Origin of the sequence: Beijerinckia indica subsp. indica ATCC 9039 (genome assembly GCF_000019845.1) — a bacterium.
Taxonomy (GTDB): domain Bacteria; phylum Pseudomonadota; class Alphaproteobacteria; order Rhizobiales; family Beijerinckiaceae; genus Beijerinckia; species Beijerinckia indica.
Genome location: NC_010581.1, coordinates 993,243 through 1,011,632 on the forward strand (window position 1 = coordinate 993,243; position 18,390 = coordinate 1,011,632).

General features: G+C 56.2%; 18 protein-coding genes and 1 pseudogene. 8 read left to right on the forward strand and 11 right to left on the reverse strand.

What is annotated here, in order from left to right; all coding sequences use genetic code 11:
• Positions 1-132 precede the first annotated feature (132 nt).
• Both BIND_RS04430 and BIND_RS04435 read right to left on the reverse strand, forming a co-directional pair.
• The gene (locus BIND_RS04430; protein WP_012383877.1) at positions 133-720 is read right to left on the reverse strand and encodes a hypothetical protein; all 588 of its coding nucleotides are present in this window, start codon (positions 718-720) and stop codon (positions 133-135) included.
• A 13-nt stretch (positions 721-733) separates the two neighbouring features.
• Positions 734-1,714 carry an EcsC family protein gene (locus tag BIND_RS04435; RefSeq protein ID WP_012383878.1) on the reverse strand — a complete coding sequence of 327 codons (981 nt, stop codon included), beginning with the start codon at positions 1,712-1,714 and terminating at the stop codon, positions 734-736.
• Between the two features lie 484 nt (positions 1,715-2,198).
• On the opposite strand from BIND_RS04435, the gene BIND_RS04440 reads away from it, so the two are divergent.
• A complete protein-coding gene (locus BIND_RS04440; protein ID WP_012383879.1) occupies positions 2,199-2,822 on the forward strand; it encodes a transglutaminase-like cysteine peptidase in 624 nt (207 codons plus the stop codon).
• A gap of 97 nt (positions 2,823-2,919) precedes the next feature.
• The gene (locus BIND_RS04445; protein ID WP_012383880.1) at positions 2,920-3,915 is read left to right on the forward strand and encodes an aldo/keto reductase; all 996 of its coding nucleotides are present in this window, start codon (positions 2,920-2,922) and stop codon (positions 3,913-3,915) included.
• Positions 3,916-3,985: 70 nt separating this feature from the next.
• On the opposite strand, the gene BIND_RS04450 is transcribed toward BIND_RS04445, so the two are convergent.
• The 5 genes from BIND_RS04450 to BIND_RS21210 form a co-directional block, all read right to left on the reverse strand.
• Positions 3,986-4,513 (reverse strand): hypothetical protein, encoded by a 528-nt coding sequence (locus BIND_RS04450; RefSeq protein WP_012383881.1) that lies wholly within the window; start codon positions 4,511-4,513, stop codon positions 3,986-3,988.
• A gap of 196 nt (positions 4,514-4,709) precedes the next feature.
• Positions 4,710-5,951, reverse strand: coding sequence for a NupC/NupG family nucleoside CNT transporter (locus BIND_RS04455; protein WP_041778447.1), 1,242 nt, complete (start codon positions 5,949-5,951; stop codon positions 4,710-4,712).
• A gap of 159 nt (positions 5,952-6,110) precedes the next feature.
• Entirely contained in the window at positions 6,111-6,878 is a 768-nt protein-coding gene (locus BIND_RS04460; protein ID WP_012383883.1) for an SDR family oxidoreductase, read from the reverse strand.
• A gap of 59 nt (positions 6,879-6,937) precedes the next feature.
• Complete coding sequence (locus BIND_RS04465; protein ID WP_012383884.1) at positions 6,938-7,621, reverse strand: HAD-IA family hydrolase; 684 nt, start codon at positions 7,619-7,621, stop codon at positions 6,938-6,940.
• A 31-nt stretch (positions 7,622-7,652) separates the two neighbouring features.
• The gene (locus BIND_RS21210) at positions 7,653-7,850 is read right to left on the reverse strand and encodes a hypothetical protein (RefSeq protein WP_148210550.1); all 198 of its coding nucleotides are present in this window, start codon (positions 7,848-7,850) and stop codon (positions 7,653-7,655) included.
• A gap of 117 nt (positions 7,851-7,967) precedes the next feature.
• On the opposite strand from BIND_RS21210, the gene BIND_RS04470 reads away from it, so the two are divergent.
• The 6 genes from BIND_RS04470 (at position 7,968) to BIND_RS04500 (ending at position 14,488) form a co-directional block, all read left to right on the forward strand.
• Entirely contained in the window at positions 7,968-8,327 is a 360-nt protein-coding gene (locus tag BIND_RS04470) for a hypothetical protein (RefSeq protein ID WP_085938742.1), read from the forward strand.
• A 165-nt stretch (positions 8,328-8,492) separates the two neighbouring features.
• Positions 8,493-9,203, forward strand: coding sequence for a ribose-5-phosphate isomerase RpiA (rpiA, locus tag BIND_RS04475; RefSeq protein ID WP_012383886.1), 711 nt, complete (start codon positions 8,493-8,495; stop codon positions 9,201-9,203).
• 3 nt (positions 9,204-9,206) lie between these two features.
• Positions 9,207-9,785 carry a DUF2059 domain-containing protein gene (locus BIND_RS04480; protein WP_244395961.1) on the forward strand — a complete coding sequence of 193 codons (579 nt, stop codon included), beginning with the start codon at positions 9,207-9,209 and terminating at the stop codon, positions 9,783-9,785.
• Between the two features lie 232 nt (positions 9,786-10,017).
• The gene (gene gor / locus BIND_RS04485; RefSeq protein WP_012383888.1) at positions 10,018-11,430 is read left to right on the forward strand and encodes a glutathione-disulfide reductase; all 1,413 of its coding nucleotides are present in this window, start codon (positions 10,018-10,020) and stop codon (positions 11,428-11,430) included.
• Between the two features lie 616 nt (positions 11,431-12,046).
• The gene (gene ldtR / locus BIND_RS04495; RefSeq protein WP_012383890.1) at positions 12,047-12,619 is read left to right on the forward strand and encodes a transcriptional regulator LdtR; all 573 of its coding nucleotides are present in this window, start codon (positions 12,047-12,049) and stop codon (positions 12,617-12,619) included.
• Positions 12,620-13,225: 606 nt separating this feature from the next.
• Positions 13,226-14,488, forward strand: a complete 1,263-nt coding sequence (locus tag BIND_RS04500) for a L,D-transpeptidase family protein (protein ID WP_041778449.1) — start codon at positions 13,226-13,228, stop codon at positions 14,486-14,488.
• A gap of 156 nt (positions 14,489-14,644) precedes the next feature.
• On the opposite strand, the gene BIND_RS04505 is transcribed toward BIND_RS04500, so the two are convergent.
• From BIND_RS04505 to BIND_RS22295, 4 genes and pseudogenes are all read right to left on the reverse strand, one after another.
• Positions 14,645-15,901: an alpha/beta hydrolase gene (locus BIND_RS04505; RefSeq protein WP_012383892.1), complete on the reverse strand. Its 1,257-nt coding sequence runs from the start codon at positions 15,899-15,901 to the stop codon at positions 14,645-14,647.
• A gap of 168 nt (positions 15,902-16,069) precedes the next feature.
• Positions 16,070-16,912, reverse strand: a complete 843-nt coding sequence (locus BIND_RS04510) for a transglutaminase-like domain-containing protein (protein WP_012383893.1) — start codon at positions 16,910-16,912, stop codon at positions 16,070-16,072.
• A 603-nt stretch (positions 16,913-17,515) separates the two neighbouring features.
• The gene (locus BIND_RS04515; protein ID WP_012383894.1) at positions 17,516-18,088 is read right to left on the reverse strand and encodes a YbhB/YbcL family Raf kinase inhibitor-like protein; all 573 of its coding nucleotides are present in this window, start codon (positions 18,086-18,088) and stop codon (positions 17,516-17,518) included.
• 151 nt (positions 18,089-18,239) lie between these two features.
• Positions 18,240-18,374 (reverse strand): annotated as a pseudogene (locus BIND_RS22295) (EamA family transporter); the annotation flags it as partial.
• Positions 18,375-18,390 lie beyond the last annotated feature (16 nt).

Here is an 18,390-nt window from a genome sequence, read left to right on the forward strand (position 1 = left end):
GATGGAATTGGAGATTGAGGAAAAACGGAGGAAATTACCGATGCCGGCATGGGTGGAGGTCTGGAAGGGCATTTTGCCGCTTGAGCACCAGCCGGCTGGAAGTGTTTGATCGGCTCCGGGGTCTGCTGCTCTTCAGGGGCCGACATAACGGATGAATGGCCGCGTCTCGCTGCGCAAGGCGATGGGAATGGACACACTGGCGTCGAGCGCGACAGATCGTCCGCTTGCGAGATCGTCCGTCACCTCCTGCCGTGGCGGGAAGATGGGATTCGCTCTGGCGGAATCAATCGCGGTCAAAAGCTCCTTGTGACGGGCCTTACGGCCGGAGAGAGCAGAAAGAGCAAGAAAATCCTTGGCCTCATGCGGGCTCTCGGACTCACCCATGAAAATACGCAGTCCCTTGGGCGTCATGACAACATCGCCCTGTTGCAAGGTGGTGTCGCGCATCAGAGCCTGCATCGGCTCGCCGGTCAGCACGTGCATAATGACGGGCTTGGGCGCGGCATGGACACGGGCATGCATCTTGGGGCGCTTCTTCGGGCTCGGGTGATGGATCGTGTGATGACGTTCGGCCGGCATGACGGAAATCCTCGGCTCGTTATTCTCGAGCCCGAAGAGAGCTTCGAAAAATCCCGCCTGGGCAGGCTGGACCGGCAGGAGCCACGCGCCAGCCAGGAACAGGAGCGGCAGGGCGAAGGGAGGACGGTTAATCGGCGGCATGACGATCTCCGGCTCAAGAACCGCGACGAAACCACTGCTGCATCGATTGCTGAAAGGAATTGCGTCGCCCAGGTTCCCTGTGCGAATCGGCTTCCTCTTCCAGAAGTTTTTGATATTCCTGACGGATAAGCGCCACGCCATAGACCCGCTCGAGGCGGCGGATCGTGAAATGGCCGCGCGCCAAGGTTTGGAAATGATCCATGAAGGCGTAATTGACAGCCGCGCCGCCGACCGCGCCAATCAAGGGAACGCTCTGGGCGGCGACCTTTTGCGACACCACGAGACCAAAGCGGGGAGCGAGCTGGGCGATCAAACGGACGAGAACCGGCGCGGTCTCGTCAATGACTCCATGGGAGAGCAGATAGCGCGTCGCCTCGGTGACGGATTTGGCCATCATGCCGCGCATGGTGAAATAGCTGGTCTTCACCGCGATGTTTTCGAGCCTGCCTTCCAAGGAGATAGCATCGCGCCGCGCTTCATCGTCGGGATGAAGCGTTCTGATGTCCCGGTCATTGCCCAGGGCGAAAACTTCGAGGCAGGCGAGCGCCATCTCGGGGTGGGTCATGTCCTCGCCTTCCCCACGGGCGATATCGGCGATGGAATGCAGGATCACCGCCGTCGAAAAGGGCAGTTCCAGCAGAAGGCTCGAAAGACCGAAAGCTCCGCCTGTGGCACCGGACAGAACCGCGACCGCTTTGTGCAGCTTATGGCTCTCTTGTCCCTGTTTATTTTCGAGTGTGCGTAAGACGAGGCGCAGCGCGGTCTGAATGGCGGCCAAAGCGGCTTTGTTGGCATTGTCCGCTACGGTCGCGGGAATGAGAGGCGCGATGAGCAGGCTCTTGCGTCCCAAAACGGAATTCAGCCTCGCCGCGAAACTTTTGCGTTCGATTTGCCGCAGGGCGCGCTGGAGTGCCGCGCGATCCTCCGGTGACAGAATGGATGCCAGCGCCGGCAGGCCGGAGGGTATTGCGGGATCGACATTCACCAAGGACATGCGGGCCTCACGACCAATGCGGCGACCAGTTTATGAAAATAACGTTAACGACGGGAAGAAGCCTTTTTGATGTTTAAAAGCCTATCCCAGCGTGCCGAGAAGGAGCAAAAACCACGAATGACAAGCGGATTCGGGTCATTAACGACCAGCGGAAGGGTTGGTTCGCAACACGCCGCGCGTCCGTTGCTCAAATGGGGATGAAACCATTTCTTTACCATCGTCATTGCCGGGCTAAAATGCACAAGCTTCTCGACCAAGGCGGCCAGAAACCGCCTTCGGAGACAGGCCCTCTTCAAGAGAAGAGAGGGGATCGATGGTGAACGGCGATTTCCGACAATGTGACGGGATTTCGCAAGGATTGGATCACCTTGCTCCAGGCTTCCGGGCGGGATTGGGCAGGTTCGGTAAAGATTGAGGTTTCTGCTTAGAACCCTCGCAAAGAGCTTCGCGCACACTGCTCTTCGTTCCAGTTAGGGAAGGAAAAATGAGCAAGTTGATACGCTCCGTGGCTGTAGCGCTGGCGCTTTGCGCGACGCCTTCGGCCGGCTGGTCTCAGACCAGGGAGCCCCCGCTTCCGCATGCGAGTTTCGCCACCCTTGGGCCGGCGACGAGCGTGCCTTATGGATGGATCGATTTCTGCCGTCGCTATGCCGGCGAATGTATCGAGAACTCCCTCTCGCCTGTCACGATTACGCTCACGCAAGCGAGTCTCAAGCAAATGCTCCGGATCAATGCCGGAGTGAACAAGGCCGTCACGCCGGTCTCCGACAGTGACCATTGGGGCGTGCTCGACCGCTGGGACTATCCCACCGACGGCAAGGGCGATTGCGAGGATTTTGCTCTTCTCAAGCGCAAGCTCCTGATGGAGGAAGGATTCCCCCGCCAGGCCCTGTTGATGACGGTCGTTAAGGACCAACAGAACGAAGGTCATGCGATTTTGACCGTGAAGACCGATCATGGAGAATTCATTCTCGACAATCTGCAGGACGAGATCAAACCATGGGACAAAACCCCTTATCGTTTCGTTAAGCGCCAGTCCGAAGAGGATGAAAATGTCTGGGTGCAGATTGGCGAACCGACACCGGCACCAGCCTATGTCTCGCGGTAGAACGGTTTCACGAGATTTTTAGGGTACTTCCCGTGTTCTCGGGGATTATAGTCGCGTGATCCGCCCTTCACTTTCCTCACAACGGGAGACGCGACTTATGGAAACCATCACAATTGGCACTTCCAGCATCGTTACGTCACGCATCGGGCTTGGCACCTGGGCGATCGGTGGCTGGATGTGGGGTGGGACCGACGACGCCGAGGCCATCGCGACGATCAGATCCGCGATCGAACGCGGTATCCGTTTGATCGATACGGCACCCGTCTATGGGTTTGGTCATTCCGAGGAAGTGATCGGCAAAGCCCTGGCGGAAAGCGGCCTGCGCGACGAGGTCCAGATCGCGACCAAGCTCGGCCTCGCCTGGAAGGACGGCAAAGTCTATCGCGATTCAAGCCCGGCCCGTATCCGTCAGGAAATCGAGGATTCGCTCAAGCGCCTGCGCACGGATGTCATCGATCTCTATCAGGTTCATTGGCCCGATCCCGCTATTCCCTTCGAGGAAACAGCGCGCACGCTCGAGGATTTGCGTGACGCGGGCAAGATCCGGGCGATCGGCGTCAGCAATTACAGCCCGGCGCAAATGGATGAATTCAGCAGGGGTGGCAAGCTCGATGCGGTCCAACCGCCCTATAATCTCTTCGAGCGCGAGATCGAGGCCGATGTCCTCCCCTATGCCGAAAAAAACGGCCTGACATCGCTCTGCTATGGGGCGCTCTGCCGGGGACTGCTTGCCGGCAAGATGACCAAGGGCCATGAATTCCACGGCGATGATCTGCGCTTAAAGGACCCTAAATTTCAGGGTGAGCGCTTTATTCATTATCTTGCCGCCGTTGAGGAATTGCAGACACTGGCGCGGGAGCGCTTCAATAAATCCGTGCTCGCGCTTGCGGTGCGTTGGGTCCTCGATCAGGGTCAGACCATTGCGCTCTGGGGTGCGCGGCGTCCTGATCAGCTTGATCCGATCGGTGAAATCGAAGGCTGGCATCTGGATGAAGCCAGCAAGAAAGAGATCGACGCGATCCTTTCGCGCAATATCAAAAATCCGATCTCGCCGGAATTCATGGCTCCACCTCTGCACCGCGACGCCGCCTGATCCCAGAACGATGTCAAACCTTGTCGTCCACGGGCTGGGCAGATGCACGAGCCCGTGTTCCAGGATCGTGCTATTGCAGCGGCGCGTATTTTACGCGTTGCTTGAAAAAAAGCTCATACAATCTTCCTTCACCGATATGGCTGTCGACTTCCTTGAATGCGAAGAAGGGTATCAGGGCGACAAACATGATCGTTGCGATGATAATCATCCCGCCCAGGCGTCCGCCATCAACACTGTGAAGGCTTGTGGCGATCGTCTTTCCTTCCCACACTCCTCGCGCGACTTCCTCCAGTAGGCTGAAACTCATCAAGAGGATAGCGAAGACCGCCGATCGATAGAAAATGGGATAGATGAGAGGCCGGTCGCTGAACCTGTCCGCCAAATTGAATCCCTCACCGATGAGCATGATCTTGGCTAAGATCAATGCATTGACAAGGGCAAAACTCAAATCAGAGCCTAAACGCGACTTATCCACAACGAGGAATTTGTAGAGCGCGAAGAGGCTGAGCAGGACCCAACAATAAAGAAATATGGATACGAATTTTTTTGCCTCGCTCAGGGCTCCCTCTTTGAGAGCCCGCATTCTTTCGCTTTGCATGTTGCGATCTCCTCCGAGCCTTGAATTGAGCGTCCATTCAATAAAATAGACGCGCGCTAAAGGCTTTTCTAACGAGAGAACGATCGATGTTTCTGATCGGTCCTACCTGTCCGGAAAATTTCTGACAGGCTCTGCTGTTTGAAGCGACAAAGGTCTTCAGCCGCAGGAGCTCTGATGAGAGGTTTTACCCTCTCATTCAATTCAGCAGACCCGCAACCGCGCCGCTCATGCAGGTGGCAAGTGTCCCGGAAATCAGCGAGCGTGGGGCGAGCTTCGCGATTTCCTGTTTGCGCTCGGGTGCCATGGCGCTCATGCCGCCGATCATGATGCCGAGACTGCCGAAATTGGCGAATCCGCATAAGGCATAGGTCAGCATGAGGCGCGAGCGTGGCTCCAGGCTCTCGCCAGACAGATGTGCGAGATCGAGATAGGCCACGAATTCATTCAACACCATCTTGGTGCCCATCAGCCGCGCTGCTGTTTCGATATCCTGGCCGGGAATCCCGATCAGCCACATGATGGGTTTGAAGAGCCAGGCGAAGAGGCCTTGCAGGGTGATCGGGTCCGCAAAGGGCAAGAGAGCCAGCCCCTTGTTGACGAGCGTCACCAAAGCGACGAGGACGATGAGCATGGCGATAATGCCGGCGAGAAAGCCGATCCCCTCTTGCGTGCCCTGGGTAATGGCTTCCATGGCGCTCGATGGAGGTGTGGCCAGCCGGAGCTCGCTCCTTTCATCGGCTTTCGGTGCGAAAGGCACCATCAATGCGGCGATGGCGAGGGCTGCTGGTGTCGAGATCACAGAGGCGATGAGAATATTGCCGAGTGATTGCGGAATGACCGACTCGAGCAGGCTCGCATAAATGACCATCACCGTGCCGGCAATGCCGGCCATGCCGCAGCTCATCAGCGCAAACAATTCGCCGCGTTTCATCTGTATCAGATAGGGGCGGACAAGCAGCGGTGCCTCGATCATGCCGACGAAAATATGCACCGCTGCGCCAAGACCGAGCGCGCCGCCGATTCCGAGGCTGCGGCGCAAGCCCCAAGCGAGAAACCCCACGATTTTTTGCAGCACACCCCAATAAAGCAGAAGCGACGCCAAGGCGCTGATGACGAGCACCAGAGGAAAGGCCCTGAACCCGAGAAGAAAACTCGCACCGGGTTTGATTTCCGCGAAGGGCAGGGGACCACCGCCAAGATAGCCGAAGACGAAACTCGTGCCGGCATCGGTCGCCTCCTGCAAGGCATTCACCGCGTCGTTCAACCGCGCAAAGGCCAGGGTTGCGGGTGGAAATTTCATCAGGAGAAGTGCCAGGGCGAATTGCAGCATGACGCCGCCGATAACGAGGCGTAGCGGGACATGCCAGCGATCCTCGCTGAACAGCCAGGCGATGATGAGCAAGGAGAGAAGGCCAAGAAAGCCGTGGAGAATTGTCATGCGGAGCCGGGGCGTTGAGCGAGTGATGCGTTCTCGAATTTTCGCATTTTCAAAGGCATGACGAAAATTCGAGAATGTTCCAATGATCATCTTTCATGATCATTGGAATGACACGTTGGAAATACTCACCCAAAAGCCAAGTTTATGCCAGACCTCGCTTCAGCCGCGCCCGATAAAGGGCATTTTCGTCGCCATGACGGTCAGGAAAAGGACATTCGCGTCGAGCGGCAAGCTCGCCATATAGACAACGGCCCGCGCGGCTTCGGAGACATCCATGATCGGTTCGGCCCGGACCGATCCATCGGGCTGTATAATACCTTGTGCCATGCGTTGTGTCATATCGGTTCCGGCATTGCCAATATCAATCTGGCCGACGCCTATGTCATAGGCCCGGCCGTCGAGTGAGGCGGATTTGGTGAGGCCGGTCACGCCATGTTTGGTTGCCGTGTAAGGCGCTGAAAAGGGGCGCGGTGCCTCGGCGGAGATCGAGCCGTTGTTGATGATGCGGCCACCGCGCGGTGTTTGTGCCTTCATCAACTTGAAAGCCTGCTGAATGCAGAGAAAGGTGCCGGTGAGATTGACATCGACGGCGGCGCGCCATTGATCATAAGTCAGATCTTCGAGCGGCACAGGGGGAGCGCCCGTGCCGGCATTGTTGAACAAAACGTCGAGGCGTCCAAATCTCTGCCGACAGGCTTCGAAAGCCATGGCCACTTGCTTTGGATCGCTGACATCGGCGGCGAAGGAGGCAATGTCAGCCGCGCCGGTCTTGTTGGCTATGGCGGCTGTCTCGTCCAGTGTTTCCAGCCGGCGGCCGACGAGGAAAAGCGCATAGCCTTCCGCATGCATGGCCAAAGCAACGGCGCGGCCGATGCCGGAACCGGCGCCTGTGATCAAGGCGATCTTACCCGTTCCACTCGCGCCCATAATGTCTCTCACATTTGCTGGTGATTAGGTTGAATAGCCTGCTTGACCCGCCTCGATCATCAGTCAAAGGGCAAGGCGGCGACCGCTTTCCATAATTGATCATAATGGCTGATGACATGATCGGGCTTGTAGTGGGCGATGGGTTGATCTGTATAGCCGAAATCGACCGCGACAACAGGCACGGCGGCATTGCGAGCCGTCTCGATATCGACCTTTGTATCGCCGACCATGAGGCTGCGGCGAGGATCGCCGCCGGCGCGGGCGATGGTTTGCAGCAAAGCTTCGCCATGCGGTTTTGAAAAAGCAAAGGTATTCTTGCCACAAATGGCCCGAAAACGGGTGTCTATCCCCAATGCCTTGAGCAGCAGGCGTGAGGGATGTTCGATCTTGTTGGTGCAGACGGCAAAAATCCATCCTGCCTGTTCGAACCGGTCGAGCGCCGCAGTGAGCCCTGGATAGAGCTCCGTCACCTCGCAAATATGCGCTTCGTAATAGGCCAGATAGGCGTCGAACATCTCCTCGAGCTTGGCCTCGGAGACGGTGACGCCGCTGGCCTTGAGGCCGCGTTCGATCAGTGCCTTGGCGCCCGCGCCAACCATGGGTTTCGCCTCTTGCGTGCTGAGCGGCGGCAGGCCTTCCCGGTGCAAAATGACATTTAGCGTGGCGATGAGATCGCCGGCCGTGTCGGCCAGGGTGCCGTCGAGATCGAAGACGAGGAGGGGGGCGGATAAGGCTTGAATCATGGGCGGAGGTTAAGATTGAATCATGCAGCGATCAAGACGGGCGAAAAGAGAGGATGGCCATCTTGCGTCCGGCATGGGGCGCTGCAAAAGGAGGGTCCCTCTTTTGAGCGGGATGGTCTAAAAGGCAAAGCGCCACTAAGCAAACTTTCCAAAGTTTGCTTACACTTAAAATTCTTGGCAGCATTGATTTTGCTTCAAAAAAAGCAAAATCAATCGGGGCTTTGGCCACGCAAGGCTGCTTAGCATTGGTGGTGGATGAACCGTTGAACGAGGCACGCTGGAATTGCAGGGCATGAGATTTTTTGCTTTTCGGCTTTCAGGGGGCCTTTCGCCCTGGGCAATTGCCATGGGTTTGGCTTCCATGAGCTTGACCTTGGTTGGGGCCTTCTCGCCGGTGCGCGCGGCCAATTATGAGTTTCTGGCGGCTCCGGACATTGCCTTGAACCGGGTCTATCGCCTTGATCGGGCCAGCGGCGAGGTCGGCGCCTGCCAATATGGCTTGAGCGAGGGGGAAGGGGCGGTGGGCGTCACGCTGTGTTATCCCCCGGGCCAAGGCGCCGGCTCGCAGGCCTCGAGCGAATATTCGCTGATCGCATCCCATCATGAAAAAGAAGGCGGCGTGTTTCGCGTTGATCTGCGCACGGGCATGATGTCGATCTGCTACGTCCTGAACGAAGTGGTCGTTTGCACCGCGCAAGCGAAATGAGCGGTTCTGATAGTAGTCCCGGGCGGGGGCGGGACTTGACGGAAACGGGGTTCAGGCGCAAATGCCTCCTTCGTTGACCAGTCGTTTTGCATAACGCTCTGGAATCTCGCATCACGTCCTCCCGCCGATTTCCTCCCTTTCCCTCCACCACTTCCAAGAGCAGCCATGGCCCTTCTTAATCCCGACGAAGCCAAGCGTCTTGCCGCCGCCAAGGCCTTGGAACTGGTGAAACCCGGCATGCGTCTCGGTCTTGGCACCGGCACCACGGCGGCGCATTTCGTGGATCTGCTTGGCGCCAAGGTCGCCGAGGGCCTTGATGTGCTCTGTGTCCCGACATCGGAGCGCACGCGCACCCAGGCGGACACTTACAAGATTCCCTTGTCGACGCTCGATGCGACCCCTGAGCTCGACCTGACAATTGATGGGGCGGATGAATTTGATCCGCAATTACGCCTCATTAAAGGAGGTGGCGGCGCGCATCTGCGGGAGAAAATGGTCGCCGCAGCCTCGAAACGCATGGTGGTCATTACTGATGCCTCCAAGGCGGTTCAGACGCTCGGCAAATTTCCCTTGCCGATCGAGATCAATGTGTTTGGCGCCGAGGCGACGCGACTCATGATCATTCGCGCGGCTGCGGCCTGCGGTTGCCAGGGGGACGTCAAACTGCGCCGCATTCCGAGCGGCGGTCCCTATGTGACCGACAATGGCCATTATATTGTCGATGCTTCGTTTGGTGCGATTCCTGATCCCGAAAAGCTCTCTACGGCGCTGCTCGAGATTCCTGGGGTCATCGAACATGGGCTTTTTATCGGTCTCGCCAAGGCGGTTATTTGCGCGGGGTCGGAAGGCATCGAGATTTTTGGCCAACTCGATTGAGGCATGATGTTTTTCAACCGGCGTCCGCATTTCCTCGCATCTCCCTTCCTCGTCTTTGCCCTGGTCGTTTCTCCTCTTTTCATGGGGGGGAGCGGGAACGCTGCCGCGCAGCAGGCCGCGCCGCTTCCGCCAAAAACAGCACAGCCAGCGCCAGCGCCCAGCACGAGCGAGACCGGCCTGGTGATGGCCCGCCAGCTCGTCGTCGCCTCGGGCATGTCGCGCTCATTTGCGGTCATCATCCCGCAATATATGGATCAGATCGCAACAGCATTGACACAGACGCGGCCGGAGCTGATCCGCGATCTGAACGATGTGATGCTGGACCTGAAACCGGAATTCGACAAACAGGCGGATGAAATGATTGATCTGGCCGCGCATATTTATGTGCGGCTTCTGACCGAGCAGGATATGAAAACGGCGCTCGCTTTTTATCAGAGCGAGAGCGGTCGCCGTTTCGTGGAGACGCAGCCTGTGTTCCTGAACGAATTGCTGACGGCCATGCAGGGCTGGCAGAGCAAGATTTCAACGGACATGATGACCCGCGTCCGTGTCGAGATGAAGAAGAAGGGTCACGATTTCTGATTCTCTGATTTCTGATTCTCGCTCGGCGTTGCTGGTTGCTTTCTTGCTTTGGCGCGGTGTGAGCGTTGATGGCGCCCGCAAAGACGGATCGGAAACCGGGCGGAAACAGGATACGCGATAGGGTGTCGGACGTTCCAATGGAACCATGTTTGGCGCTCTAGATCTTTGAAAAATGCATTTTCTCGATGCGAAGCGACATGCTTCGCCTGAAAATGCTCTGGGAGCGGATTTCATGACCGATTACGATGTGGATCTTTTCGTTATCGGGGCGGGCTCCGGCGGCGTGCGCGCCGCGCGCATTGCCGCGGGTTATGGCGCGCGCGTGTTGATCGCGGAGGAGTTTCGGGTCGGCGGCACTTGCGTCATTCGCGGCTGCGTGCCGAAAAAACTCATGGTCTATGCAAGCCGTTTCGTCGATCATTTCGAGGATGCGGCGGGGTTCGGCTGGGACGTTCCGCAGCCCAGCTTTCATTGGTCGAAACTGGTCGCGGCGAAGGAAAAGGAAATCTCCCGTCTTTCGGCGATTTATCGGACCAATCTCGACAAAGCGGGTGTCACGATCCTCGATTCACGCGCTGAAATCGAAGATGCGCATACTGTTTTGCTGAAAGCCGACGAACGGCGGGTGACGGCGGGAATGATTCTGGTGGCGACGGGTGGCACGCCGGTCTTGGAACCGGATGTGCCGGGCCGGGATCTGGCTATTACCTCGAATGAGATTTTCGATCTGCCGGAGATGCCGAAACGCCTGCTGATCGTTGGCGGAGGCTATATTGCCGTCGAATTCGCGAGCATTTTCGCGCGTCTTGGCAGCAAGGTCACGCTCGTGCAACGCGGTGATAATGTCCTGCGCGGCTTTGATGAAGATATGCGTAATGGCGTGCGCGACGCTCTGATCCATGCCGGTGTCGATGTGAAATCTGGCTTTTTGCCGACGGCCATCGAGAAACGCGGTGATGCTTTGCATGTTTCCTTGACCAAGGGAACGCATATCGAAGTGGATCAGGTCCTCACCGCGACAGGGCGCAGGCCGCATACACTCGGCCTTGGCCTGGAAAAGGCGGGTGTCATCGTGGATGATATCGGCGCGATCAAGGTCGATGCTTATTCCAAGACCAATGTGGATTCGATCTATGCGGTGGGTGACGTCACCAATCGCCTGGCCTTGACGCCGGTGGCGATCCGCGAGGGCCATGCCTTTGCTGACACGGTTTTTGGCCATAAGTCGACTGCCGTTAATCATACCAATGTCGCGACGGCTGTGTTCACGACGCCGGAACTGGGCACGATCGGATTGAGCGAAATGGAAGCGCGCGCAATTTACGATTGCGTCGATGTCTATCTGGCGAGCTTCCGACCGTTGAAAGCCACTTTGTCAGGGCGGCAGGAAAAGACCGTGATGAAAATCCTGGTCGATGGACAGACCGATAAAGTTCTGGGTGTCCATATCCTTGGTGAGGATGCTGGTGAAATGGCCCAGATTCTCGGGATCGCCATTACGGTGGGCGCGACCAAGGCTGATTTCGACGCGACCATGGCCGTGCATCCGACGTCTGCCGAGGAACTCGTGACCATGCGCGTGCGCACGGCCCGTTATGAACGCGCGCCCCAAGGACTTGATGAGGCGCCGGGCGCCGCAGATTGAAGCTTGGACGATGCTCTCCCCGCGTTGATCTGACTGCCGAAGCTCAGAGATGCGGGGCATGTACAACTATCTCCCTCTAGCAAACTGCCGCGATAGTCTAGTTCCGACACATAGCATTTTATCGATTATATTTGATAAAGACTGTTTTCTATTTATGAATAATGCGCATCCGCCTCCCGAAGCGGACGATGAGCTTTGATATAGCTAAAATGACTTTCTGAATTGGCAATTCCAACGGTCCGGGTGCGAATGCGGGGACCGTGGAGATTTCCCTGACTCCCCTGATCACGCAGATAAGAAGAAAATCTCTGGGTTTCACGCGGTGCGAAACCCTGGGGCAAGGTCCGCTTGGAAGAATAAAGGGGTAGCAACAGGGAGAGTCTCGGGCTGCCCGTGAAGATGGGCATTGTCTCATTGGGTGATGTAATGGTGAATTTTTAACGAATTCTATTCATGAACTTAAAAGTATATTCCAGATAACTTGTGTATATTTTTACAGTATATATTATAAAAATATACCATACTTGTTTGTATAGTGCTTCTCATTGGAGCATTTTGTTTCGTTATTTCAAATCGGTCGACAAAGTGATCGGCGTCTATTGCGATGAGGTCCATTATGAGCAACCCACAGAAAGTCGAGGTTTCCCGAGGGCATAGCCCGGTTCGCGCGTTCCGCGCGCCCGTTGGGGAAACGCGCCCCCAGGCTCAGGACTCTCATCTTCGCACCCCTGATGTGCGGCCAGTCTATCTCGAAGCCTTGACCTTGGTCGAACGTCTGCATCGGCGTTTGCTCGATATTATCAAGGATGAATTCGACCGGCGCGGTCGCAGTGACATCAATTCCGTTCAGGCGCTTTTGCTTTATAATATTGGCGACAAGGAATTGACGGCGGGGGAATTACGGACGCGCGGTTATTATTTGGGCTCGAATGTCTCTTATAACGTCAAGAAACTGGTCGAAGCTGGTTATTTGCACCATGCCCGCTCGCGGATCGATCGTCGTTCGGTCCGCATCAGCCTGACGGAAAAGGGCAGGTCGGTGCATGAAATCGTGGCGGCCCTGTATGACAAACATGTCACCACCGTCGAGCAGATCGGTGGCCTGTCCGTGGACGAATTCAGCAAGCTCAATCATGCCTTGCTGCGTCTTGAACGGTTCTGGACCGATCAGATCCGCTATCGCCTTTAAAAAACATCGGGCTGTCAGAGGCCGGTCATCTTAACTTTTGTATCTGATGGATTAAATCCTCTCCGAGGAAAGAGTCTTCGGAGGGGATTTTTCGTCTGATCAACCCAGATCATCCCTTATTCATTGCCCGTTCACCGTGGTTTTTGTCCTCATTGGGCTCAGACTTGAGGCAAACACAGGCAATTGTCACAAATTTGCCGCGCTGTTCGTTCCTTTTTAACCTTTATGAGGTTAGTGCTTGATCAGAACCTAGGTGATTTTTATTAAAAACCGATGCCTCTGGATGCGTAGGGTTGCGGGCGTTTTCCGTTTGTACGGAATGCCGCATTATCCAGACCAATGAATCTTCGTGGTCTATCCAGGTCGATGCTTAAAATCAGACGTGTTTGAATCTTTTCGTGCTGCATGCCATTTGCTTGGAGCTCTGGGCATGCCCCGTCAATGGAGTCCCGGGAATGAGAATTCCATGAACCGGAGTTCCATGAATTGGAGTTTAAGGTGACGAACGCTTTTTTCTCCCCGGCAAGGTCTTTGTTGCCTTCCCTTTCGCTTGCGCCAAAAATCGAGAGCAAGCGGCAGCGGAATGATGCCAAAATCCTGCTTGCCATGGGTCTTTGCCTCTCACAGCTTCCCTTGCAAGTTTCCTCGGCCTTGGCTGGACCCTATGGCAGCCAGGCCGAATGGGCGCAGCGCTATGACACGGATGCCAATCTGGCTGTCCTGCGCTCCAACGTGCCGGTGCTTTCGGTCCAGACGTTGAACGCGACCGAGCAAGCGATCGAAACCTATCGCAACATCGTCGCGCGGGGTGGTTGGAATCGTGTGTCGGCCAGCGCCACGCTGAAACTCGGCGCCAATAATGCTGCCGTCACCGAATTACGCAAACGGTTGATCGAAACCGGCGATCTCGATGCTTCGGCCGGCACCTCGCCGATCTTCGATTCCTATGTCGATGCCGGCGTCAGGCATTTCCAGGCGCGCCATGGCCTGGCCGAAACAGGCATCGTCAACCGCGAGACCGTGACGGCGATGAACGTGCCTGCCGATGTGCGGTTGCATCAGCTCGAGGTCAATCTCGTGCGGTTGCGGTCTTATAGCGGCAATCTCGGCGAACGATTCGTTATGGCGAATATTCCGGCCATGGCGGTCGAAACCGTTGAGAATGGTGTCGTCGCAACGCATCATATTGCTGGCGTCGGAAAGATCGACCGTCAATCTCCGGTCATGATGACCAGAGCCACGGATATCAATTTCAATCCTTATTGGACTGTGCCGGCTTCTATCATCCGCAAGGATCTGATCCCGCGCATGCAAAAAGATCCGAATTATTTGAGCGATCATAAGATCCGGATCTTCAATAAGGACGGGCAGGAACTGCAGTCCAGCCAGGTCAATTGGAACTCGCTTGAGGCGACCAACTACCGGTTCCGTCAGGATCCGGGCGGCGACATCAATTCGCTGGGCGTGGTGCGTATCAATATTGCTAATCCTTACGGCGTCTACATGCATGACACGCCTGAAAAGGGTGTCTTTGGCGATGACGAGCGTTTCGTCTCGTCCGGCTGTATTCGCGTGCAGAATGTGCGTGATTATGTCACGTGGCTGCTCAAGGACACGCCTGGCTGGGATCGTGCGCATATTGATGAGGCGATCCGCTCCGGCCAGCGGATCGACGCGAAGATCACCTCTTCAGTGCCTGTCTATTGGGTTTATGTCACCGCTTGGGCCACACCCGATGGTTTAGTGCAGTTCCGCGAGGATATTTATCAGCGTGATGGTTTCGGTGCGGTCGCGGACAATCCGACCACCGTGCAGCAGACGGCCAATGCCCGGAACACGGGGCTCCCGCCGATCAATGATGAGGAATGAGCCACGAGGCTCTTCCTCGACTTTCACGGACTGATTTGAATTTGAATATAATAGAAGGGCGGAAACGAACGTGTTTCCGCCCTTCTATTATTTTGACGATCTGTCGTTTTCATTCGTGCGCAGCGAGATGGCTTTCTCGGGTCAAGCCTTCCGAATTCAAGGGCTTACGGAGTTTCCGAGATTTTGGCTGAGCGCATCGACCTGATCGCCGTAGTTTTCCCGTGAGTTGGAATCGACGACGGCTACTGGGGCGGAAACAGCTAGACCGGCCGCCGTTCCCACCGATGTCGCGACGCCAGCCGCCTTTTCGATGATCAGATCGCCGAGCCCGGTATGGGAATCACTGATCGACTGGCCTTGAAGCAATCGGGTCCCGATCAATGTCACGACTTCTGGATTTTGGGCGAATTTGCCGTGATTCAGAGGATCCGACGATTGAATATTGGTCATATTGACCACGTCTATATTGTCGCGTGACAATTCACTCCGCGCCGGTTCGACGTCGGGATTGATTGCGCCCAATCGCGGGCTTCCCCAGATCCTTTGGCTGAGCGCGAGGGCACGATCGTTCTGCGAAACGAAAAGCGTAAAGTGCGGCCGTTTCGGTCCCATATCGGCGATCTGTTCGCGGGCATTGTCGATATCGACATCCGGCGCAGCCAACAGCACATTACGAATTTTGGGGGCGACGTGGCCATCACGGATCGCCATCTGACGCAAGGATTCGAGGAGCAGCCAATTACCCATTGAATGGGCGAGAATATCGATTTCATCGATATCGCGATCATTGGCGAGAAACCGCAAAGTGTCTTCCAGAGCGTTGCGGGAGAAATTGGTGCTCTCGCGATCATAACCATAGGCGAGAATGCTGCCGCGCGAGGGCCAGGTAAACAGGACTGGCGCGACATCCGCGCCGGAATCGTGAACGATCTGCGCGAAACGGAAGACAGCGTCATCGAACCTGTTGTTGAAGCCATGCACGAAGACAAGCGCCTGCCGTTTGCGTGTATGCAGGACCAGCTTGTGGAATGTACGGACCGCTGTGTCGCGATCGACAATATCAGTCCGCAGAGAAACGAAATCAGTCAGCGGATTACCAGGCTGTGTGCGAGGCCATTGGACATCGCCAATCTGGCGCGCATTATCCGGCGGGATGGAGACGACAATATCGGCAAAGGACGTTTTCTGACTGCGATTGCCGGAGAAGATGAGACCCGGCGTGTTGGTCGGAAGGCGTGTCGTCACGACAACCATTTCGACGCGATTGGTCCCGGGGGCCGATTCAGCCACGGGCATGAGAAAGCCTTGCATGTCCCTGGCGCAGCCACCGAGGCTCGAGGTCAGGGCAACGACCAGCGCTAGGCGTGAAAGCGCGGTTCGAGGTCTTTTGAATTGGGCCGCGTCACCGTGCATGGCTTATCCCAAGATCTTCAAACGGGCAGAATGATACCCCTGCGCCATTCTCCGCGAGACAGAGCATCGAACCCGAATGGAGAGCCCCATTCGAGTCCCTGAATATGGCGACATTGCCTTTGTTTCACGGCCGCCGTCAAGCTGGCGATGCGGGATGTGAGATTGGGTTTAAGCGCTACGCCGTATTAATTGCTGCAAGACCTCCTCGTTTACCTCATGGGTCCAAACCTTGAAGATTGTTAACTGATGCGGTCCGAAGGATGTGGCGAGCGGGATATCGGCGGCATCGCGGCCACGTGCCACCGTGATCCGGCCGATGCGCGGAATATTGTGGCGCGCGTCGAAAGTGAACCAGCGCCCGTCGAGATAAGCCTCGAACCAAGCATTGTAATCCATTGGCGCCGGATCCGGCGGCACGCCGATGTCGCCAAGAAAGCCATTGGCATAGCGGGCGGGAATATTCATGCAGCGGCAGAAAGTGACGGCGAGATGCGCGAAATCGCGGCAGACGCCCAGGCGTTCCTCGAAAGCTTCCGCAGCGGTACGGGTTGCACGGGCAAATTGATACCCGAAGGTCAAATGATCACAGACAAAATCGCAAATGGCCTGCACCCGGCGCCAGCCGGGCGGTGTCGCCCCGAACAGGTCCCAGGCAATATTGCTGAGCTTGTCCGTCTCGCAATAGCGGCTGCCGAGAAGATAGAGGAGAAATTCGTTCGGCACTTCTTCGAGGGGGACTTCCCCTGCATCGAGCATGACGGGATCGGGCAGGCCGCTGTCCTCGATGATCGCATCGGCGGTCAAGGTAATATTGCCCTCGGGTGCCACGAATTTGCGCACATAATTGCCGAATGAATCGACATAGACCGTCGTCGGGATTGGCGGGTGAAAGGTTGGCGCGACCTCGTAGCGGATTTCCTGCGACCGTTCGGGATGGGCGTCAAGAAGGCACAGCATCAGGGTCGGCCGGGGACAATTGAAGGTCAATTCATATCCGTACCGAATCAACATGATATAGAGCCTTAAAAATGTGCGGAAAGGAGAGAAGCAGAAAAACCGTGGCGTAGGGGCCGTTGGTCAAATCGCAGTTCCGCATGAAAGACGGTTGGGTGGGAACGCGTGCAATGATCAGGCACGGGGGTACGGCCACTTCAGTCTGTCAGAAATCCCTGTGATGGGCTGAACGGAGGGCCGGCCGTGAGTTGCATCGCGAAGGCCTGGAAATACGGGTTGCACCTGCTCCGCTTACAACCTGCAATGAGATCCTCTTTTCCAACATCTCAATAGAAACTTGGTTCCAATAGGGGAGGATTCCGGGGAAGAAGCGCAACTCGAACGTGGCGAAAGGGGCAATGCCGTTCGAGATCAAACCATGTTGACCGATCATTCACGGTCGATGAGGAAATCGTGTCATTTCACCCTACACATCAAGCCTGAAAGTATATATCACTTTTAGATAAATTTGATGTGATTACAAAAGCTTATAGAATTGCCTAGACGTCCGGACGAACGAGCGATGGTCCTGGATCAAAGAAAAAAGCGCAAGACATTGTGGATCTTGCGCTTTTGGGGAAGCTGATTGGGGACCTGCGATCCGGTGCTGCGTGGCGGCGCTTAATCCATCCGTTCGCAAATACCGGTCACTTGTCCTTTGGCGAGAACATGGCCGCGCATGGCGGTCAAAAGCTGTTCCCGACTGGGGACGAAGGCGAAATGCAGGCGCGTGTCGAGCGCATAGATCTCGAAAAGATAGCGGTGTGGCCCATGCTCAATCGGCGGATTGGGCGCGACCCAGCTGGCTTTCACGGAGAACTGGCCTGTCAGCGTCTCGTCGTCTGTTGCCGCGTCGGTCTGCAGGACGCCCGGCCTCAAGCCACCGTCGTGGCCGGGCAAGGTCCAATTCAAGGCATGGATGACGGGATTATATGTCGGGCTGTCGGCGTCTTCGACGAGAAGGACCAGGCTCTGCGCAGCCTCCGGCACGCCTTCCCATTTCAAGGGCGGCGAGACATTTTCACCATCGCTCGTGAACAAGGGAGGAATGGGATAGTAATTTTCAAAAGCTTGGCTTTCGACCTTGATCAGTTCGGGGGCTTCCGTCCGGGCGTCCCGATAAACTAAGGTTTTGGGACCCAAGGGATAATTCTCAAGCATGTGGCCGAACGCGGCCGCCACATCGCTCAGCATTCCTCTCTCCTTCAATTGCTAAACACAATTGAATTATTCGCAATTGTTGGACCACCACAATAATCAAAACTGCAATTCTGGCATGCGAGGCTGAAACGTCTTGTCGTTCTCAATAAAATAAACGGCTGATCTTATGCTAAGCTTACGCTTTAAGCGCAAGCACAGCCAGAACGACAAGCGTATGTAGGAAAGTCGCGAAATCGGAATTGATGTTTTCGGCACCGATCTTGCCAAAAATGGCGGTCAGGGCGGCAAAACTTGGCGAGGCGAGGGCCTCCGAAGCCAGTTATTGGCGAGGAAGA